Consider the following 19,531-nt stretch of genomic DNA (forward strand, 5'->3'; position numbering starts at 1 on the left):
GTCAAAGAGTAGCCCGCAGCAAGCACAATATAACGGACGCACGCTATATGTTAGAGCCCGATCGTGTCGATCGAGCGCAGCCCTGCGCGCACGTCCAGCCCGGGCGGCGGCTCCGGACTACGTAGCGCGCCGGCGCGGAAGGAGTCCTTCGCGATAGAGCGGCTCAAGCCGAAGGCTTCCCACGCCAGGGACAGCGGCTCGATTGACGCGTGGCCGAAAATGCCGCCACTAACAATGAAGTTGTTTGGCACGGCTAGTTTGAAGAGGAACAACTCGCCCGGCTGGAGCGCCCGAAAGTGCGTTCTGCCGCTGGTTGCCACAAAAACGTCGTTTGATCTGCTTCCGGTTGATCGCTTCCCTTTGGCAGGTTAAAGATAGCTGGAATACTGGGCTCGCCCTCGGATTCATATTTCAAGGCGGCGGCACGGACAAAGCCTGGCAGCAATCCTCTTGAGGCAAACGTAGGAGACGGTTGTCGCCGGTCCAGCGGCGATCGAACCTCTCAACCACGAGCACACGGTTGCCTTCAAGCTCCTCGATCGCGATGGCGGCGCTCGGAAGTCCGAGAGCTGCTGTCAGCTGGCAGAAGAACTCATTCTCGACACTGTAGGAAAGATTGAGGCCGTTCGGCAGTCGGTCAATGCGCGGTTTGAGAATGTGCGTCGTGGCTGTAGTCGCCAGCGGCTTGTACCAACGCCCTTTCCAGAACAAGAGCGCGGTCTTTTCCTGGGCGCCGGCGATCGAGATCCGAAAGTCCTCGTCCTCACCAAGCTCAAGGAGAGCCGATGCAAAGGTCGCCGAGAAGCCGGGCGATTCTCGTCGTCAACGGGTCTGCCGTCAACAGCCCCGGCAGCGCCCGGGTTCGATGCCGTCCGGCAGGAATTGCAATGGGCCGACGCAGTCCCGTCCGACACCAGTGAGTAGGTCGTAAGCGCCGATGCCCTGAGCGTGGACTCGCTCCGCCATACGATGGCGGATGGGCATGCTGTCGGGCAGGAGATTGTCGGAAACGGCGACGACAGCGGCACCGATATAGCGGTCCCTCACGCAGAGCAGAGATAGCGACACGGGCAGCGCATGCTCCCAGGCAAGCCAGGACGGATCGTACTGAAAGTCGATTGCGCCGACGAATGGTGTCCTGCAATGCGCGTTCACCGGCTTCGGATGAGGAGAGCACAAGGTTCGCTTTGTGGGCAATCTCGGATCGGCACATACTTTGATCCGTCATCTCCTCGACGAAGATGGGTGCGCTGCCTAAAACCCAGCGACGCTCCTTACAAGCTCGGTTCCAGCGAACCCTTCTTCGATAGCCCTTTCGAACGGAGACGGCTGCGATCCTGAACAACGTGTTCCTTGCCCTGACCAAGGCCGGCCACCAGCCTGGGATTGGCGAACAACCCCGCAATGTCAGCATGACAGTGGGCCGTTAAGACGATCTCGTTCGCGCTCGACCACCCGGGGCCAGGACGCAGGCCAACGGACGACTCCAAACACCGCTTGAAGCTTCCGAAACCCTCCGACTGGAGATCCCAGTCACTGGAGAACAGCGGAACGCCTTCTCGTCCCAGTCGCGCCGCGACAGATCGAACTTGCCAACTACGAACTCCACCTAGTCGGCTCGAGAGATGCTAACTCGATCGATCTACAAGACATGTACAACGTGACCCTACGTACGATTCAAGCCTTTCCCGTCCTGTGTGAAGTAGCAGGGAGTCACCATCTACTTTGGCTGCTAAACGAGTCTCAGTTTTGCCACGCGGGTCACATCATCTGGGACACCATCACCACGGATGTACTGGCGATGTGGGGCGAACCCGGCACACTTCTTCTCAAAGGAGTGCGCCGGGCCGCCTTAATGAGTTGCGTCGGAAGATTGATGAGCTAGTGGGCGGTTGGCGGCTGCTCCAAGCGGACCGCTCGAGCCAGTTTCAGCCCTATACTGCGGCATTGAGGAGCTAAGCTTCGAATCAGCGTGCTCGATACGCACCTATGGTGCCCGCCAATCCCGCGAATGCGCCCTCTCCATTTGAATTACACACATCATCTTCGGATACGAGCAGCGAAGCAATCGGCAGGACGCACGAACGTGGGCGCCCCCGCAGCTCGAGATGATTACATTTCCTACAAAGCACGACCGAAAGGACTTGAATCGCACCATGCGTCAGGTTGTACGAAACCGATGCAAGGTGCTTTCCCAAGCTCGCTAAAGACGCAACTCACAGGCGCTCTGACGACGCAAAAAAGAATTTATGTGCTGATGCCGCTGCTACTCGTTCTGATGTCCATTTTCTTTACTGCGGGTGCGATAGTCTACGCCTCATGCCGATCTCAACAACGCCGGCGGGATCGGCGCATGCACAGGCACATTGGCCCCAATTCGCTCAGCTCGCGCCCCCGCGTGCAGCTACCGAGACGGCGGGCATTTTGATCCGGCCGCTTAACGAGAGTCCGCCGACGCCTCATGCGCCTGAACGGGGATGCCAAGCGGCACCCGCCGCCAGCTAGAGCGAGCGCCTCAACTTGACTGCTGATTGATTTGATCAATGCCGCCGGGCCGTTCCAACGGGACGGCGGACAGACGGAAGCCAGTTCTCGACCACTCGGGCCCTTTTTGCTAGACTTTCGTGATAATGTCTTACGCACGCAAACGGCTGGCCGTTCGCATACCTGGAAGATCTCAGAGATTTGCACTGCGCGAAAGCTCCTGAGAAGGCCGCCACGAGCAACCTTTGGTCGTGGCTCCACGGAACTTCTACCACGATTGCAAAAGTGAGGCTTTTATCGTGACCAAGCGCTCTGAACCGCGGAAGCAAGCCGCAACTGTCGAAGGGCCGGAGGTGAGACCGAGCGTGTTGGTCGTCGACGACGACCTCTCAATGCGCGAATCGCTCGTCAACCTGTTTCGTTCGATCGGTCTAGACGTTGTTGCTTTCGGATCGGCCCAAGAACTGCTCCAGAGCGAGCTTCCTGATGTTCCCAGCTGCCTTGTGCTTGATATCAGACTGCCGGGCTTGAGCGGGCTGGAGCTCCAGATTGAATTAGCCAAACTGAAGGTTCACATTCCCATTATTTTCATCACCGCTCATGGCGATATTCCGATGACCGTCAAAGCGATGAAGAATGGAGCAATCGATTTTCTCGGCAAGCCGTTTCGCGATCAGGAACTGCTCGATGGAGTGGTCGCAGCGATCGAACAGGATCGCAAGAGACGAGCTATAGACAAGGTTGTCACGAAGCTGCAGTCCTTGTTCGAGGCTCTAAGTCCACGAGAGCAGGATGTCTTGAGACTGGTCGCCACGGGCCTCTTGAACAAACAGGTAGCCGCGGAACTCGGGCTTGCCGAGATTACAGTCAAAATCTACCGGGGGCACGTGATGAAGAAGATGGGTGCTCGATCACTAGCCGATTTGATTAGAATGGCGGAGAGGCTGGGAATTGGAACCGACCGTTTCAGAGTACAAACCTAAGTATGATTTTACAATTTCTTCGTACACGCGCACCCTTCAGCTGGCCGCCATGCTCTGGCCAGTGCCTTCGCCCAACCAGGACGGGTGGTCTTGTCTAACACTATTTCCGTTGTCGACGATGATCCTTCAATTCGTGTCGCGCTGAACAACCTCTTGAAATCACAGGGCCACATCGTTCATACGTTTGCTTCGGCTGAGGAATTCCTGGAGTCGTCTCAATTGAACGGCACGTCCTGTGTAATTGCAGACGTGCAGATGCCCACGATGAGCGGCTTTGAACTTTTAGAACAGATGCGGGCCCAAGGCCACGCTGCGCCATTCATTTTGATTACTGCCTTCGCGGATGATCGCACGCGAGCCCGCGCTTTGAGCGCCGGCGTGACCGGCTTTTTCGCTAAACCGTTTCCCGCTCTGGAGTTGATGGCCTGCGTCGATGAAGTACTCCGCGAGCACCGTCCCGGAACAAACGCCTGAAAGCGGGGCAAGCAATCTGGACCAAGCCGCGCCCGCGCGGCGCTCACGATGTCGATCAACGCGCGATTGCTCGTGCTTACCCCGCGCCAGTGGCGACCATCACCTTTTGATGTAGCCGCACTCCTGTCGCTGTTGTCGCACTTTCGACGTCTGGTTGAAGCACTTGCTAGTTCGGGCCCCTGACAACATGCCTCCCGTATGATCGCGTAATCCGACGTGGCCGAAGCGCTCGTCGCGTTAACGCAGGAGCGCGCGATCTTGAGTGCGACAACCATTGCTGAGTTCGGCGCGAAAGTGCCACGGATCCGGCCGCCGAGTTTGCGGGAAAAGGAGGCGGCGATCGCGGCCAACATCACGCAGTTTGTCAAGACGTTCGCTTCGGAATTCCGAGAAGCCGCAAAGACGTATGTTGGCAGATCGAATGTTGGCGGATCGAACGGTTTGCACCGCCAGATCCGCTAAATTCGGTTCGATCCCAGCAACTCTTCGGACTGAAGCACCGGAAGCTTACGCATCCGTTGGAATGGCAACACAAGTGCCGCTGGCAGATTCGATCTCAAGCCATGCCTTTGCTGCCGAACGCATCCACGCCGACGACTGCCCGGCGATTGTGTCGACCAAGCGCAAGGCCAAAACCGGTCGGGCGGCGGGCGTGTCCTTCTAGTCCCTGAGACCGTGGCCTCAGCATGTCGCTTCCGGCTCGCGGTCCATGTTTGCCCGGAGGGCGTCGGATCTTTCCGAGTCAGATGAACTTTTCGGATCACATCCTCCCTCCTTTCCACGCTTTATCTATTTATCCTGACGCAAGGTACCGCGCGCATGCCCAACGTCTTAGCGCGCGGCTAGGTAAACCTGTTCGCGAAAGATGACTTAGCACGGGGGCCATCGCTGGATGGGGACGAAGCTACTAGAGATGGTAGCTTTGTTCCGCGCTGGTTCTCAGGTAACCCGTTGGAGTTGATTTTCAGATGCGCTACGCGCAACCCAAACGATGCCGAGAGGCGCGGAACCCGCGGTCATGGCCTGCCAGTCATGCACGATGTTGGCCCGCGTTGCTTCATCGGGCAGATTGTCTGGTCGACGAGACGACCGCATGGTTGGAGTACACAGGGGCGCCGAATGAAGACAATTGAAACGCTAGAGTCCAATGTGCGCGCGTACTCACGTTCCTTTCCTGCTGTCTTCAATGGGGCGCGCGGTTCACTTATGTTCACAGAGGGCGGCCGAAAGGTCATTGACTTTCTGTCTGGCGCTGGAGCGCTAAACTATGGCCACAACAATCAGCAGATCAAAGCAGCAATCAGCGACTATCTGGAGTCGGACGGGGTCGTCCACGGCTTGGACATGGCCACTCCAGCAAAAGTCGAATTCATGGAGACCTTTAGCTCTGTTATTCTTCAGGAACGGAATCTTTCCTACCGCTTTCAATTCACCGGGCCTACAGGAGCTAACGCCGTTGAAGCAGCTCTAAAGCTGTCGCGTAAAATCACAGGGCGTCACAACGTCATTTCTTTCACGAACGGATATCACGGCCAAAGCTTGGGAGCCACAGCCGCGAGCGGTAACCGCTTTTACCGCAAAGCCAGCGGGATTCCCTTATCGGGCACAACTTTCATGCCCTATGATGGGTATCTTGGCTCCTCGTACAGTCCGGCGGATTACGTTCGAAAGGTGTTAATGGACGAGAGCAGTGGTACTGATCTTCCAGCCGCCATTCTCGTCGAAACCGTGCAAGGAGAGGGAGGCATTAACGTCGCCGGCAAGGAATGGCTGCAGTCAATGCAGGCTTTGGCAAAAGAGGTCGGAGCTATTTTCATAGTTGATGATATCCAAATGGGCTGTGGTCGCACAGGTGAGTTCTTCAGCTTCGAGTTCGCTGCGTTGTCGCCAGACATTGTTGTGATGTCGAAATCGCTGAGTGGTTACGGCTTGCCATTGTCGATGCTCTTGATCAAGGAAGCGATCGACGCATGGGAACCAGGCGAGCACACGGGAACATTTTGCGGAAACAACCTTGCACTCGTTTCTGGCAAGGCGGCATTGGATCTGTATTGGCGCAACCAGACGTTCTCGCAACAGATCCAACGCTTGGGTGCATTTATGCGGCGTCGACTCGATGCTATCGCGCATCAGCACGGAAACGAGTTTGCCGTTCGTGGACGCGGCATGGTATGCGGCTTCGATTGCAAAACGAGCGAGATCGCAGAGGCGACGTCACGGAGGGCATTTGTGAAGGGATTGATTATCGAGCGATGCGGACCGACGGATCAGGTTGTCAAGTTCCTGCCTGCACTTACGATCGCCGAAGAAACGTTGGAACAAGGGCTCGATATATTCGAGGAGTCATTGACTGAAACCTTGAAGTTGACCCGACCAAGCTAACCTGCCGGCACACGAGAGACACTGGTCTTAGCGACAGCATCGCCGCCAACGACACTGGCGTCGGCCCTTGCTTCGCGCCGAAACGGTCAGGGGTTGTGAGGCAATAATGTGGAGCTAACGCCTGAACGCCAGCGCTGTTTGTGATCCGCTGAGTCGCTGGTGCGCGAAGAACGCCTTGCTCTCTGCTTGATCCGCAACACGTGAGTGTGGAGCCCTCTAGGCCCGCCGAAGGCGACCTCGTTGGCGGAGCCGGAGTCGAATGGTGTAGTAGGCCTTCAAAGTGCTGCGCGAAGAGTTATTGAATGACGATCGCATCTAAGCCAGTCCACAAGTGAGGAGAGTCCGCCCGCCGCTGCGATCTACCGCCTCATCCCCACGCCAAGCTCAGCTGATATTGATCGAGAAGCCTGCCTTGGCGACGTCGCGCACGCGCATCTGACCGTGCTCTTTCACGCACTCCTGCGTTAGATCTGGCCTCCTTGGAGCATTAGGTCATGTTGCTCGGACGCAGTTGGTCATCCGCCCAAGTACGATCAACCAGGCCTCCCCCGGATGCACATAAGCGACGAGCTTCAGCTAGAGATGGTACTCCACACGCGCAGCCCGTTTCACGCCTGGCCTTCATGAGCACGTGTCCATCACACGGGTGCGGACTTTGTCAGGACCGTAGACATTCCGCAGCTGCGATCCAGCCGAGCCGTTTACACCATAAATGCGGCAGCAATCACTGCGGCGGCGGCTTTACGACAAAAGTCGTCACGGCAAGCGCGGTTCAGGCATGAGTTGCACGAAGCCGGACGAGCAGCTCAATTCAAAAAGCGTTGGTCCTCGGCTTTTGCTCCACAACTCGGAGCACCGATATCCGTGCCCCGCAGCCCGATGCCATAGCCCCAAGTTGGCGTGATCGAGTTCAGCTATCAGACGCCCCGTTAGCTTGATCACCCCGGCGTCGACGGGACCAAATGTCACTATGCTGGGCGAACCGAAGAAGCCCGACGCATCTGCCGGGTCCGAGATGCGTCGGGCTGAGTGGGAGACTGAGTGCGACAGTCTTCCTCCCAGAGCCGCGTCTGCAACTAGCATGCCGTGCCCGCACTGCTAGCCCAGCATCTCAAACCAAATATCGGCTCTCTGCCGCACAGTTTGCTGAGGCGTACAGAGACGCTCGGCCCACGGCTAGTTCCTCAAGGCCTAACCAGTTGAGCTTGTTGCCCTTCCAAAAACTCCCACCATCACCTTTCGTCTGAACCAAAAATGAGGCAGAAGAAGCGGACAACGGGCCGCCGGCTCATCAACAACAGATATCTAGATGTTTGATAGATTGCAACGCGTGACTGGAATAATGGCCCCGAGCTCGCGCACGACCGGGGCAAGCGATCGAGATCTGAGCTTAGATTTCGCGAAAGGTGCGCTCATTGTCTTGGTAATCGTTGGGCACCTGATCCAGTATGTCATCTATCGAGACGGCGGCTTTTGGTATTCGCCGTACTACAAAGCAATCTATATGTTTCACATGCCACTCTTTATGGCGATAAGCGGCTATCTTTCTTCTCGATCGTTGCTGCAGAAGTCGTTCACTCAGGCCGCCATCGCCCGTGCGACGCAGCTCTTACTGCCCATGCTGTTTTGGTGGGCGCTCATGGAGACGGCTAAGTCAGCGGCATTGTGGCGCGCGACCAGCCTAACTACCGGACTTTTGGAATTTGTAGACGATCTTGCTGGCACATACTGGTTCATCTGGGCCACGTTTGTTTCTTACCTTCTCATCAAGATACTCACCAGGCTGAGGCACCGATCGTTGGTCATATCCGGCTCAGCGATACTGATTGCACTCGTTCCTCTGACGTTCTCCATATCACCCTTGATCAGGTTCACTTACCCGTTCTTCTGCTTGGGATTCTTGTTTGCTCAATCGAACGAACGATGGACGACTACATCGCGATCTCACAAGCCGCTCTTGATTTTATTTCTCTCGGTCTTGACTTGCGTATGTTTTCTAGCCTGGGGCAAGGACACTTATGTCTACAATAATCTTGGACTGATTCACGATTTTCGGTCGGCCAAAGACGTGCTTCTGATGTTTGTTGGCGCTGCAGCTGCCTCAGCAATCGCCATCGAACTCTTGCTGCAATGCTGGCGCTTTAGCCACTCAACCCGAATCGCCCGCTTTATAGCTATGGAGTTGGGCCAGACCACGCTGCTGCTCTACCTTGTCCAGGGTACCGTGTTCCGTCTAATGGATTTCATACAGCTCGGAGAACTTTGGGATCTCACGACCCGGTTGATCATCGCGGGTCTGCTCGGGGCGGCAATTGTTGCGATCGCGCGAGTGGTCCGCTCGACTGTTCGCGGCGTTCCATATCTGTCTCAGCTCGTCCTTGGAATGCCACCGCGGTCAGGTCTCCCGCGAGCCAAACCCGCAATGAACTAGCTGTATGCATTTGATCGTCCGAGTACGGCAGGATGTTGCGATGGCATCGCCTTGTGCTGCCGCCGGAATAGCGTTCGAAGCCCGATCGGGCGGCGGCGGCGTCCACCGGCCGAGCCGGTCGGCATAGAGTAACGTAACATGCGAGTAACCATCGTCCATTTCGGCACCTTATGGCAAGGCACTCTCAACTTCGTTCCGGAAGCTGACGACAACCCAGACTCCCTAGTCTTGCGGAGCCGCGCGCGTCTTCAGGCCAGCGCATCGGCAGCGTCATAGACGCCCGCATATATTTCGTGCAGGTCTCCTGGTGTTACACCATATGGCGGCATCACATAGATCGTATTACTGCAGCAAGAGATTGCGCACTTTAAAGAAGGCGTGAAGCTTCGGGCCGACGCCTGCGAATGGCCGGTATCCTTCGTCTTCAGATCGAGTGCACTGTGACGGCGCCGCTACGGCGAACGTTTGCAAAGCGCGGATCGCCGCGGAATGGTTCAATTGCCTGCTCTTGCATGGTTGCGAGCGCAGCAATGCGTCTGAGTGACGACCCCACCAGGATGCGACTGCATCTATGATTCGATGATCATCCGCAGTGTGGAGATAAGCACCGTTGCTACGCACAACCTTGGTCATCTCTTGTGAAGCGCATGCTGCGCGAATGGATGCGAGATTGTACTGACGCCCGGCGGCCAACCGTATGACGCTGTTGGGCATCATGATCCGCGCGGTCGCCATCAGGCGCACCAGTGCAATCGGATCGGGACGCTCCGCCGTGAACCTCACCGGACCGATGCCAATAATTCCGCCGCAGCAGATTTTGATGCCCGCCTGGCGCAGGGGCGTAAGAGTCTCGATTCGCTCTTGCAAGGTCCGGGTCGTGATGATGCTGCGGTAGAACTCAGGCGAGGTGTCCACGTTGTGATTGTAGAAATCGAGGCCGGCGTCGGCGAGCCGTGCGGCGTGCTTTGGCGTGAGCATGCCGACATTACGCACGTCTCCATGCCAAAATCTTTAACGGCGGCAATCATATCGCAGACCTGATCGAGGTCGCGGTCCTTTGGATTGCGCCAGGCCGCGGCCACGCAGAAGCGGGTCGCCCCGGCGGCCTTGGCCCGTTGCTCGGCGGCGACCACGTCAGACCGATCCATCAAGCGAGCCGCCTTCAGTCCAGTGGATACAAACAACACCCACACGCGCAGCTCCGGAAACTACACTCTTGCCCGGTATTGAAGGAGAAATATCGCCGAGTTGCGCGGGCCATCGCGCGCATATCAGGCTAATAGCCGGCCCGCCTTCCAGGATTTGATCGCAGCATCGAGGCACGCGCAACAACGCTGCCCGACGCGCCTCACCCAGGTCACTAGCCGATGCGTACGTAGTTGCGCCCCGTAGGTCCTTTACTGATGCAGGATTTGGCCGCCCGCAATGTGTACCGGATCGACCGATCCGCTCTAATTCGTCACCTGGCCGATTCCTCGCTGGCGTTGTTATGCGCGTCATATTGCGCACAATAGACGAGCCGATTCTGCGGCGTGCCTTGCCGCTTTGAGAAGCGCAGCGGCCTTTGGTGCGCAGAGTGGTGCCCGCGGGCCCTTGGCGGGCCTGTGGCCGCCTAGGCTCCAGCGCCACTGCGCTCTCGATTACGTGCCGCCGCTCGACTTGGCATCGATGCGGCCGGATCCGTTAAGACATGGCACTCATCTGCGCAAACAGAATTGCCGCTTCAGACGGCCCCAGCCCGACGATGCCCACGAAGGCTGTCGGAGGCATCGGAATGACCTGACGGGTCGGCCTCCAGAGATGCAGGCAATAGCGACTGTTGTTCACATACTGTGACTGAGGAGGATGCAGCTGCATTACGCATTCCTCCTGATGCCAAAACAGATCTTTGGCGAGACACATCTCCTCCCAATTTGGAGATCGCCGTGGCGTCGACACAGAGACATGCTCCCATCCCGGACGAACGAAGCCGATGATCTTGAGCTGGCAGCCACAAGGCCCCTGCACGAAGAAGAGACCGGAAGGACCAGATCCGGGTGCGGTGGCGAACCGGCCATCGCGCACGCGTCCCGCTTCGAGCCTTTCTACAATTTGCTTCCTCACACCTCCTCCCTCTTTTGACCGATAGGGTCGGATCCGGCACCACTCGTGTTGTCCGACTCATACATCGACCGGCCGCCGCGCCGGCATGGGCAATCCCAACTACTGCGGACCATCTGCACCGAACTTAGTTGGAAGACGAACATCGGCTTTGTCCGGATCGTCCAGCGGAGAGTTTCTCCTGCAGTTTAACTTTCGACATCTGATCTTTCCTTGGATTTTCTAGTCATTCGTGCCTTCGTTGCGAACTTGCCTCATGCAGACAATCGGCACAGACATCTACGATGGTTGTCGCGGCAAGCCGGGCCTGCAGGAGCTGCTGCCGCCCCTTCGCCTAAACAAGTCCGCAAGGTATGGCGTTGGCTAACCGTGCTTGATGCCAGAACCGACTGAAATGCCTCAGAGCAACAATGGCGGCGGGGGCCATTTGGCGCGGCATGATCCGGCGAACCGGCTAGTTTGGCACCAAACAAACGTCATCGGCTTCAGAATGCAAAGCGACGCCAATGTATCGCCAGCTCGTCAACGAGAGGCTTTGCTCTTGCGACGATCTGACGGTGGGCTTTCATCTCAGTCCTTTTCATGTCGAGCGGTTAGCCGGCTTACCGCCTGAGACACCGTCAATGCGTCATCTATGTGGCCGGTCACAATGGTCGGCCAGGGAACGCGTGACGAAGTTTCGCAGTTCAGCCCTAGAGGGCCTCGAGCTCCAGCACGGAGAGACTTCGCTGGCCGCCAGTCACAGTTCGCTCCGGTAGCGATCAGAACTGCCCGTCAAGCTCGCTTCTTTGCCGCCCCTCCGCGAGGCGAGCCAGCTTGTCATATTCCTCAGCGACCTTGAGGAGCCTGCATCTAGATGTATCGTCCTCGATCGACTCCGCTTTTAGTCGGGTCGCTTCCGCACGGCCTCGCCAATGTTTGGCGTCTGAGAATAGATTTTTCTGCTTCATGCAAAAGAGGATGCAATGTTTAGATCAAGAAAATGCGACACGGCCCCTACGTAAGATCCCGTAGGCTGGCTTTCGCAAAAGCACCTCATTCGCCATCAGCGCTGCCACTCGCTTTGTTAATGTCCGACATGCGACAAGCCGCTGGCAAGAGACGTAAGCGCGGCGAGTAAGCTTTACTGAAATCCCTCGGTTGAGAAGGCCGATTGGAAAGGCCACGCGAACGAAGCATGATGGACGAGATTTGGCTTCACCGGCCGCTGACGCAGAATTCTGCGCGAAATGCGCGGATCTCGACATAAATGGCTTGAATCGGACGCAGCGTCAGATTGTAAGGTCTTTTTGCGGGCGAGCGTCCACGATCGCCTGCCGATGGCTTGGGAGCGACGACTTACAGACGGGACGCACGTGGCCTGTGCCGCAGACATATACGGTGTGAGGGCACCAGCACTACCTGTCGAACTCCAGTCAGCTTGCGTGAGCAATGTCGCGATCCGATTTCAGTTCGAGATCCTGGTCGGGGAAGGGTCGACAGATGACGCGCCCTGGACAAGCAGTCTCACTCGACCGCCTCCCCTTGGAGCAGCACGTTCGCGCGGAACACTCAGAGCCACCAAATCGAACGATGGCCACACTCGATGAGCTTCTCGCAACGATCGGCGACGCTTGCCGTTGTCAGGACGTGCGCGCATTCTCAGGTTCACTATTCGACGATTCCAAGCAGCTCACGAGATCAAATCGCGCACGCTTCCTGCGAAAGGCCGCGACTGCGTTCAAGATCGTATTTGTTCCACGATTTGAGGAAGACATCCGCCTCAAGCTAGCATCGAAATACGCCACAATATGTGATGCGCTCAGCCGGCAGTCTGGCGGTCAGGCAGGTACCGATCTTTCCAAAGCTCTGGCGGCTCAGCTCTCCCGCCTTAATAACGCACTGATGGAACAAGTCGACTTCACATCACTTTCGCTCTTTGCGTGTTCATTTGGCCGCCATCCTGGGTCTTCCGACTGCCGCGATGGCATGATCAGAATTGCTGAAGTTTGCCGCGACAAGAGCGAGCCCCTCCAGGAACTAACCGGCCAGCACCTATCATTGCTGATAAGCGGCTTTAGCAAGTGGCCGGATCAACCGGCGGTTCGTGAAGCCGCTCTCAGGATCGCAACTGAGATTTCTTGCCGGACGCGTTCGGATGATCGCTTCTCAGCGCTCACCCCGCGGCATCTATCAATGCTCGTGAACGGCGTCGGAAAATGGCTAGGAGAGGAACGCTTTCACACGGCAGTTGTGATCATCGCAGATGAGCTTGTGCGCCGAAGCGATCGACTCTCCGATTTTACCCAGGAACAGCTGGCGAATCTGATCAGCGTCTTTAGCAAGCGGCCGGGAGATTCCAGTTGTCGCAATGCAGCGATCGCGATCAGCAACGAACTTCTCCGCCGCTCCGATCAGCTCTCCGATTTCAGTCAGCAGCGTCTGGCTAAGCTCGTAAACGGATTCAGCAGGTGGCCGGGCGAGCTCGCGCCTCGGCAAGCCACCGCCAAGATTGCAGGAGAACTCGTTCGTCGCGGGCTTTCCGTCGATCACCATGAGTTGGCGAGTCTGGTAAACGGCTTCAGCAAATGGACGGCGGAGGTTGCCTGTCTCGCGGCGAGCGTCGCGATCGCGGATCAAGTCATCCGTCACGCTCGCGGTGCCGAGCGCCTCTCTTATTTTCGTTACCAGGAACTCGGGATGCTGGTAAACGGTTTCAGCAAATGGCGGCAGGACCCGAGCTGCCGCCAAGCCACAATTGAAATTGCCGGTGAAGTGCTCGCCCGCTGTGACCGCGCCGACGGCGTCTCCTGCATTACTGAACAGGCACTGGCGAACCTCGTAAATGGGTTCAGCAAGTGGCCACAACAGCTGTCTCTTCGCGACGCGACGGCTGCGCTCGCCCGGGAGGTCGTTTACCGTGCCCGACGGGCCGGTCAGCTCTGTGATTTTACGCAGCAAGGACTGGCTATTCTGTTGAACGGCTTCAGCAAATGGCCAACGGAAGTTCCGCTGCGCGAAGCTAAGACTGCGATCGCGCAAGAGGTCCTTTCTCGGGCCTGCCGTTCCGACCGGCTTTCTCATTTTACGCGTCGAGCACTGGCGATCCTCGCCAACGGCTTCAGCAAATGGCGACAAGAGGAGGTCTCTCGCCATGCGACGGTAGCCATCGCGGAGGAGATTCTTCGCCGCACTTTCCAGGTTTGTGATTTTAGCGAGCAGGAGCTTGCTCAGCTCATGCGTGCGTTCAGTCACTGGCCGAAAGAGGTCACCTCTCGCGAAGTCGCAGTCGTGATCTCCCAGGAGGTCCTGCGCCGCCTCACCGGGACTGCGCGTTTCACCGAGCAAGAGTTCGCATACTTGGCGAATGGGTTAGCCAAGTGGCCCGAAGTGGCGATCTGTCATCGAGCCGCTGCGGCTATCGGCAATTGGACAGCGCTAGGTGACCGACGATGAACACCATCACATGCGGCGTTTTGAAGCAAACGGAACACGGCTGTACACCGCTCGTAAGGCACGAAGGGCTGCGCTGCTCCAAAGGACGATAACTCAATGCAGGATCACGCGAGCAAGCGACGCGACCAACGGCACCACACTTTTAGGCGCGAGGTGATCGTGATAGGCGACGAGATGGGCTCGCAACCTCGTTCAGCGAGGCGGATTTCTGGTCGTACTTTCAGCCATCGAGCCAATGATCCACGCGTAGTGAGTAGCGAGGTTTTGACGGGCGGCACTATGTCGAATGGTAGCGGCAGATCTCTGCAGATGCTCGGCGCTCTGCGTTCAACCGCGTTTCCAGAAGAGCACGGAGGCGGCGTCATCGCCGCCGCTCTCGGCAGAGATGCATCAAGTGTTCGCTCACGCCGCAGCCCTTTCGGGCGGATTGCTCCCGAGCCCGCGTCCATCGTGTTTTTCGGGACGGCAACAGCGCCTCCAGAGTGCAGTGGCTTCTGCAGCTTTGGATGCCAAGCAGTCGTTCAACTGACGACCATGTAGCGCGAGCTCAGGGAACTCTCTAATTATGCTCTGCCAGAAATGTCACGGAGATAACTGGTGCGAGATCGCAATGCACGACCCCTGGGCCGGCCGACCAGTGATCACCTGCAACACTTGCGGCGAGTATGCCGAGTACGACAGCCTCCAGCGCAAAACGGCTCACGCGATCATGGCAGCTACCTTGGCCTGTAGCGTGAGCATAGAGGACCAGCGCGATCCCCGGGTGGTTGCTGATAGGATCTTGGATGCACTGGAGAATGCCGGCCTAACAGTCGCTCGCGCCTCAAGATGAATGGGGAGGAGCGCCGATCGGCGCCGCCTACGAGGCCCTGCCCGGCGATCAGAGAGCATGGGCTGCGCCGCTCGTTCCAACAGCCGTTTGCTTGCTGGCAGACTTTCCGCCTTTTCCCTGGCCGCTCTGGAGTTGCACGCGCCCATAGCAACTGTTGGAGACCAGCCACGATTGTAGCAAACGCACCAATCCGGACCTAAACCGCGATGCTCTGAACGGGACCAGGGCTGAGCACCGCTTGGGCGCCGTCTTCCAACGCATGACGGCCCCCACATGGATCGAACCCGCAATGATCGTTGACCTGACGCGGCCTGCACCTGACGACGCCTTTCGAGGTCCATCGTCCAAAGTTTGTCTGGAACGGCAAAGTCACTGCTCAGTGCCTTGACGGGAATTGCACTCATTGACCAGAATAAGCGCTGCCGATGGATCTCGTTTCCCATTCTGCCCAGCGGCGCCAGCCCCGAGAAATCCCGGGAAACAGCCCCATCCAGACAGTGTAGCGGGAGAGCTCGGCCGGATAGACGAGGCGCCAATTCGCACAGATGCCACAGAGCATCCTCGCCATGGACGCTTGATTCGGCCGGCGAGCGCGCTCCTATTCCATGGACCTTACAAGAACTTCATTGACACGCGTGATCGCTCGTTGTCACGACCAGCAGCCTCACCGCCGCGGCGTGGCTATGCCGGCACACTTGAGCAGACCCTGGTTGCGCAATTCCGCAGAGGACGAATAGCGAAAGCCAGCCGCTTCGGCGCAGCGCCTCCCGCCCTCCGCCCGTCGTGGCTGGCTCCTGGCGTGAGATATTCGCGCGATAACCCCCGCAGGGGATTGAATCGTACGTAGCGTCAGATTGTAGAGTGCCCCTGCTAGGTGGCTCCAATCTTCAGTCGCCCTAGAATTCCTGTGGACAAAAGCGGAGCAAGCCGATCGCGTGTGATGAGACGTGTTCTGCCAAAGCGGCTGAGGAATCGCGCTGAGTACGAAGGACGCTGTTCCTGTTCTGTCTACGCAAATCGCCAGGTCGCATGAGGTCACGATTGCCCAGTTGTAAGAAGGACCAATCCAGCATCGGAGACTTCGAAATACGGTTGCGAGCGCCAAGTGCCAACGAGCCGCCGCGAGACTGATGCGCTATCCTGGAGCGGTGATGTGAGAAGACCCGATGGATCCAACACGGTGTTGCTCGTCGACCATTGTGAGGGCCAATGTCGGGCAATTGTTGGCTTCAAGAATGGCGATCCTGGAAGAGCGTATATGTGCGGGGAACCAATTGTGACGGGACTGCGCCAAAAGCCCTCATCATGGTGCGCTTATCACCATGTCCGAATGCACGTCATGCCATGGTCGGACGGACGCGCCCGTCCTTGAATGAAAAGCAGACTAGATGACAACGAGTAGTCCGGGACGAGCGCGCGGCATGGGTAGCGGCTGATTGCGGCAGCAAGAGAGCTGCCGCTAGCTCCGCGAGCTGGGCCTGCTCGAGATGCAGGCCCTGACGATTGCCCCAGGGCCGAACGCCGATGCAGGCAACGAGCCCCTCAACACCCGACGAACGAGCATTGGAACCCTCATGTGATCGCCTTGGAACGGAAATGATGTGGAAGTTTAGACACGCGAGCGATCGAAGATTGATCTCGGCACCTTGATTGAGCGCTACGCGGCGTTCAAACCCGATAAGCCAGCGATCCATTTCGATGGCGCGCCTCTAAGCTCACGCCCCTTTTGGCGCATTCGAGCAGGCGGCGCGTGCTTAAACAGCCCGAGTCGGCTCCCTCCACGATCAGCTCATCCCGCGTGTTTCTGCCGTGGGGCTGCAACATGCGCGCCTTCACCTATGCTTGTCCGATCACTAACACGATCGTCCGGAAATTGATCGATGATAAGGACTGCGCGACAGAGAACAACTTTGAAGGCTTTGTTTGCCGGGCTTGCTCGCAGTTGCACTGGATGAACAGCAATACTAGAGAACTTCTAGGCAAGGACAAGAAATGAGGGAAACTCCCTGGCTCGACGAGCGAGCTGAGCATGGAGAGACTGCAGAACGCTTCTCGGCCGAACGGTCTGCTTACCTTTTGACTGCGCCGCAACTCATTGAGCGCACTCCAGCAATAGAGAAGCGCCTGACGAAGGCCGAACGAACTCTGCCGGACTACAAACTTTCGTATAGTCCTTCAAAACTCTTTCGAGGTGGAGGGTTTACCTCCGTACAGTTGAGCAATCGACGCAATACCTGTAGAGGTCCACACTTCGGCAGTTCGAGAGCGTGACGCTTCCGCATTTCGAAGAGCCAGACGCGATTGACGTCGTCGATCGGGGAACGACATTAGCCTGCGCAGAGGAATCATTTGTTAAACCAAGAGAGCAAACGGCGGGTCGCTGTAATCACCGGCGTGACCGGCCAGGACGGCGCCTATCTTGCTGAATACCTGTTGTCGCTCGGCTACATCGTGCACGGCATAAAACGGCGCTCGTCCTCGTTCAACACCGCACGGATCGATCATCTCTACCAGGACCCGCATCTCGGCAATGTGCCGTTCCTGATGCATTACGGCGACATGACGGATTCGACCAACCTGATCCGTCTCGTGCAGCAGATAAGGCCGACCGAGATCTACAATCTCGCCGCCCAGAGCCACGTCGCCGTCAGTTTCGAGAGCCCGGAATACACCGCCAATGCCGACGCGATCGGCGTGTTGCGCCTGTTGGAAGCGATCCGCATCCTCGGGATGGAGAACGAGACGCGGTTCTACCAGGCCTCGACGTCCGAGCTCTATGGCCTCGTGCAGGAGGTCCCACAGAAGGAGACCACGCCGTTCTATCCGCGCTCGCCTTACGGCGTGGCCAAGCTCTACGGCTACTGGATCACGGTGAACTACCGCGAAGCCTACGGCATGTTCGCCAGCAACGGCATCCTGTTTAATCATGAGAGCCCAATCCGCGGCGAGACTTTCGTCACCCGCAAGATCACCCGCGGCGTCGCCCGCATCGAGCTCGGGCTGGAGCAGACGCTCTATCTTGGTAATCTCGAGGCCAAGCGGGACTGGGGTCATGCCAAGGATTATGTCGAAGGCATGCACAAGATCCTCCAGGCCGACAAGCCGGACGATTTCGTGCTCGCCACCGGTGAGATGCGCTCGGTGCGAGAGATGGTCGAGCTTGCCTTTGCCGAAGTCGGCCGCCGTATCGAATGGCGCGGCAAGGGCATCGACGAGACCGGCGTCGATACCAAGAGCGGCAACACCGTACTCCGGATCGATCGCACCTATTTCCGCCCCACCGAGGTCGATCTCCTGGTCGGCGATGCCAGCAAGGCGCGCAAGGTACTCGGCTGGACGCCCAAGCGGACGTTTGCCCAACTCGTCGCGGAAATGATGGCAAGCGACCTGGCGGATGCCAAACGGGATGTGGCCAGTGGCAAACGCACCATTTGAGCTGAAGGGCAGAAGCGTCTACGTCGCCGGCCACCGCGGCATGGTTGGCAGTGCGCTGGTGCGCCGGCTGGGGCGGGAGGACGTGAATCTCGTCACGGTGGACCGGCGCGAGGTCGATCTCTGCAATCAGGCCGCCGTGTTCGACTGGTTCGCCAAGACGCGGCCAGAGGTGATCTTCGTTGCTGCCGCCAAGGTCGGCGGCATTGTCGCCAACGACACGCTGCGTGCCGAATTCATCTATGACAACATCGCGATCGCGGCGAACGTGATCCATGCTGCGTATCTCAATGGCGCCGAGAAGCTGATGTTTTTGGGCTCCTCCTGCATCTATCCGAAGCTGGCGCCGCAGCCCTTGCGCGAGGACACGGTCCTATCAGGTCCGCTGGAGCCGACCAACGAGCCTTATGCGATCGCCAAGATCGCCGGCATCAAGATGGTGGAGGCCTATCGCCGCCAGTTCGGCAGCGACTTCATCAGCGTGATGCCGACCAATCTCTACGGCCCCGGCGACAATTATCATCCCGAACTGAGCCATGTCGTCGCGGCGCTGATCCGGCGCTTCCACGAGGCGAAGGTCGCGGGTGCCAAGAGCGTTGCCGTGTGGGGCACCGGCACGCCACGGCGCGAATTCCTCTATGTCGACGACATGGCAGACGCCTGCGTGTACCTGATGAAGGCCTATTCGGGAGCAGAGCTGATCAACATCGGCACCGGCGAGGACATCACCATCGCCAAGTTCGCGCGCGTCGTCGCAGAGATCGTCGGCTACAGCGGCGAGATCGCTTTCGACACCTCGCGCCCCGACGGCACGCCGCGCAAGCTGCTCGACGTCAGCCGCCTCGCAAAGCTCGGCTGGCGCGCGAGGACATGGCTTACAGATGGAATGCGGCAGACCTACCAGGACTTCTTAGCGGTATCGGCCAAATCGGACAAAGGAGAGAATCATGCAGCTGTTAATTGCTGACGGCGCTCATT

General features: G+C 58.0%; 13 protein-coding genes and 1 pseudogene. 9 read left to right on the top strand and 5 right to left on the bottom strand.

Annotation, left to right across the window (positions count from 1 at the left end):
* Window positions 1-50 precede the first annotated feature (50 nt).
* The 3 genes from AC0L23_RS21105 to AC0L23_RS21115 all read right to left on the bottom strand — a co-directional run bounded on the left by AC0L23_RS21105 (window position 51) and on the right by AC0L23_RS21115 (window position 1,155).
* On the bottom strand, window positions 51-320 hold the full coding sequence (locus AC0L23_RS21105; RefSeq protein WP_473357400.1) for a hypothetical protein: 270 nt from the start codon (window positions 318-320) through the stop codon (window positions 51-53).
* 91 nt (window positions 321-411) lie between these two features.
* Window positions 412-711 (bottom strand): HipA domain-containing protein, encoded by a 300-nt coding sequence (locus tag AC0L23_RS21110; RefSeq protein ID WP_473357401.1) that lies wholly within the window; start codon window positions 709-711, stop codon window positions 412-414.
* A gap of 126 nt (window positions 712-837) precedes the next feature.
* Entirely contained in the window at window positions 838-1,155 is a 318-nt protein-coding gene (locus AC0L23_RS21115; RefSeq protein ID WP_473357425.1) for a HipA N-terminal domain-containing protein, read from the bottom strand.
* Window positions 1,156-2,837: 1,682 nt separating this feature from the next.
* On the opposite strand from AC0L23_RS21115, the gene AC0L23_RS21120 reads away from it, so the two are divergent.
* The 6 genes from AC0L23_RS21120 to nolL all read left to right on the top strand — a co-directional run bounded on the left by AC0L23_RS21120 (window position 2,838) and on the right by nolL (window position 8,754).
* Entirely contained in the window at window positions 2,838-3,467 is a 630-nt protein-coding gene (locus tag AC0L23_RS21120; RefSeq protein WP_088941395.1) for a response regulator transcription factor, read from the top strand.
* An 84-nt stretch (window positions 3,468-3,551) separates the two neighbouring features.
* Window positions 3,552-3,941 carry a response regulator transcription factor gene (locus AC0L23_RS21125; RefSeq protein WP_085348748.1) on the top strand — a complete coding sequence of 130 codons (390 nt, stop codon included), beginning with the start codon at window positions 3,552-3,554 and terminating at the stop codon, window positions 3,939-3,941.
* A 216-nt stretch (window positions 3,942-4,157) separates the two neighbouring features.
* Window positions 4,158-4,403 carry a hypothetical protein gene (locus tag AC0L23_RS21130; RefSeq protein ID WP_473357402.1) on the top strand — a complete coding sequence of 82 codons (246 nt, stop codon included), beginning with the start codon at window positions 4,158-4,160 and terminating at the stop codon, window positions 4,401-4,403.
* Window positions 4,404-4,464: 61 nt separating this feature from the next.
* A complete protein-coding gene (locus AC0L23_RS21135; protein WP_158091512.1) occupies window positions 4,465-4,605 on the top strand; it encodes a hypothetical protein in 141 nt (46 codons plus the stop codon).
* Between the two features lie 455 nt (window positions 4,606-5,060).
* Window positions 5,061-6,323, top strand: coding sequence for a diaminobutyrate--2-oxoglutarate transaminase (gene ectB / locus AC0L23_RS21140; RefSeq protein ID WP_473357403.1), 1,263 nt, complete (start codon window positions 5,061-5,063; stop codon window positions 6,321-6,323).
* 1,309 nt (window positions 6,324-7,632) lie between these two features.
* A complete protein-coding gene (nolL, locus tag AC0L23_RS21145; protein ID WP_473357404.1) occupies window positions 7,633-8,754 on the top strand; it encodes a nodulation factor fucose acetyltransferase NolL in 1,122 nt (373 codons plus the stop codon).
* A gap of 645 nt (window positions 8,755-9,399) precedes the next feature.
* On the opposite strand, the pseudogene AC0L23_RS21150 reads toward nolL, so the two are convergent.
* Together AC0L23_RS21150 and AC0L23_RS21155 are read right to left on the bottom strand one after the other, a co-directional pair.
* Window positions 9,400-9,926: pseudogene (locus AC0L23_RS21150) on the bottom strand (biotin synthase BioB); the annotation flags it as partial.
* A 511-nt stretch (window positions 9,927-10,437) separates the two neighbouring features.
* Entirely contained in the window at window positions 10,438-10,857 is a 420-nt protein-coding gene (locus AC0L23_RS21155) for a DUF7694 domain-containing protein (protein WP_473357405.1), read from the bottom strand.
* 1,569 nt (window positions 10,858-12,426) lie between these two features.
* Here AC0L23_RS21155 and AC0L23_RS21160 point away from each other — a divergent pair.
* The 3 genes from AC0L23_RS21160 (at window position 12,427) to fcl (ending at window position 19,520) form a co-directional block, all read left to right on the top strand.
* Complete coding sequence (locus AC0L23_RS21160; protein ID WP_473357406.1) at window positions 12,427-14,289, top strand: hypothetical protein; 1,863 nt, start codon at window positions 12,427-12,429, stop codon at window positions 14,287-14,289.
* 3,181 nt (window positions 14,290-17,470) lie between these two features.
* Window positions 17,471-18,556 (top strand): GDP-mannose 4,6-dehydratase, encoded by a 1,086-nt coding sequence (gene gmd, locus AC0L23_RS21165; protein ID WP_473357407.1) that lies wholly within the window; start codon window positions 17,471-17,473, stop codon window positions 18,554-18,556.
* Window positions 18,528-19,520, top strand: a complete 993-nt coding sequence (fcl, locus tag AC0L23_RS21170) for a GDP-L-fucose synthase (protein ID WP_473357408.1) — start codon at window positions 18,528-18,530, stop codon at window positions 19,518-19,520. The genes gmd and fcl overlap by 29 nt, the downstream gene beginning before the upstream one ends.
* Window positions 19,521-19,531: the final 11 nt, after the last annotated feature.

The organism is Bradyrhizobium sp. MI1.4 (assembly GCF_055811315.1).

Bases quoted from the DNA above. Each gene is read 5' to 3' on its own strand.
- AC0L23_RS21135 (WP_158091512.1), top strand. From the start codon at position 4,465: ATGGCAACACAAGTGCCGCTGGCAGATTCGATCTCAAGCCATGCCTTT.
- ectB (WP_473357403.1), top strand. From the start codon at position 5,061: ATGAAGACAATTGAAACGCTAGAGTCCAATGTGCGCGCGTACTCACGT.
- nolL (WP_473357404.1), top strand. From the start codon at position 7,633: ATGTTTGATAGATTGCAACGCGTGACTGGAATAATGGCCCCGAGCTCG.
- AC0L23_RS21160 (WP_473357406.1), top strand. From the start codon at position 12,427: ATGGCCACACTCGATGAGCTTCTCGCAACGATCGGCGACGCTTGCCGT.
- fcl (WP_473357408.1), top strand. From the start codon at position 18,528: ATGTGGCCAGTGGCAAACGCACCATTTGAGCTGAAGGGCAGAAGCGTC.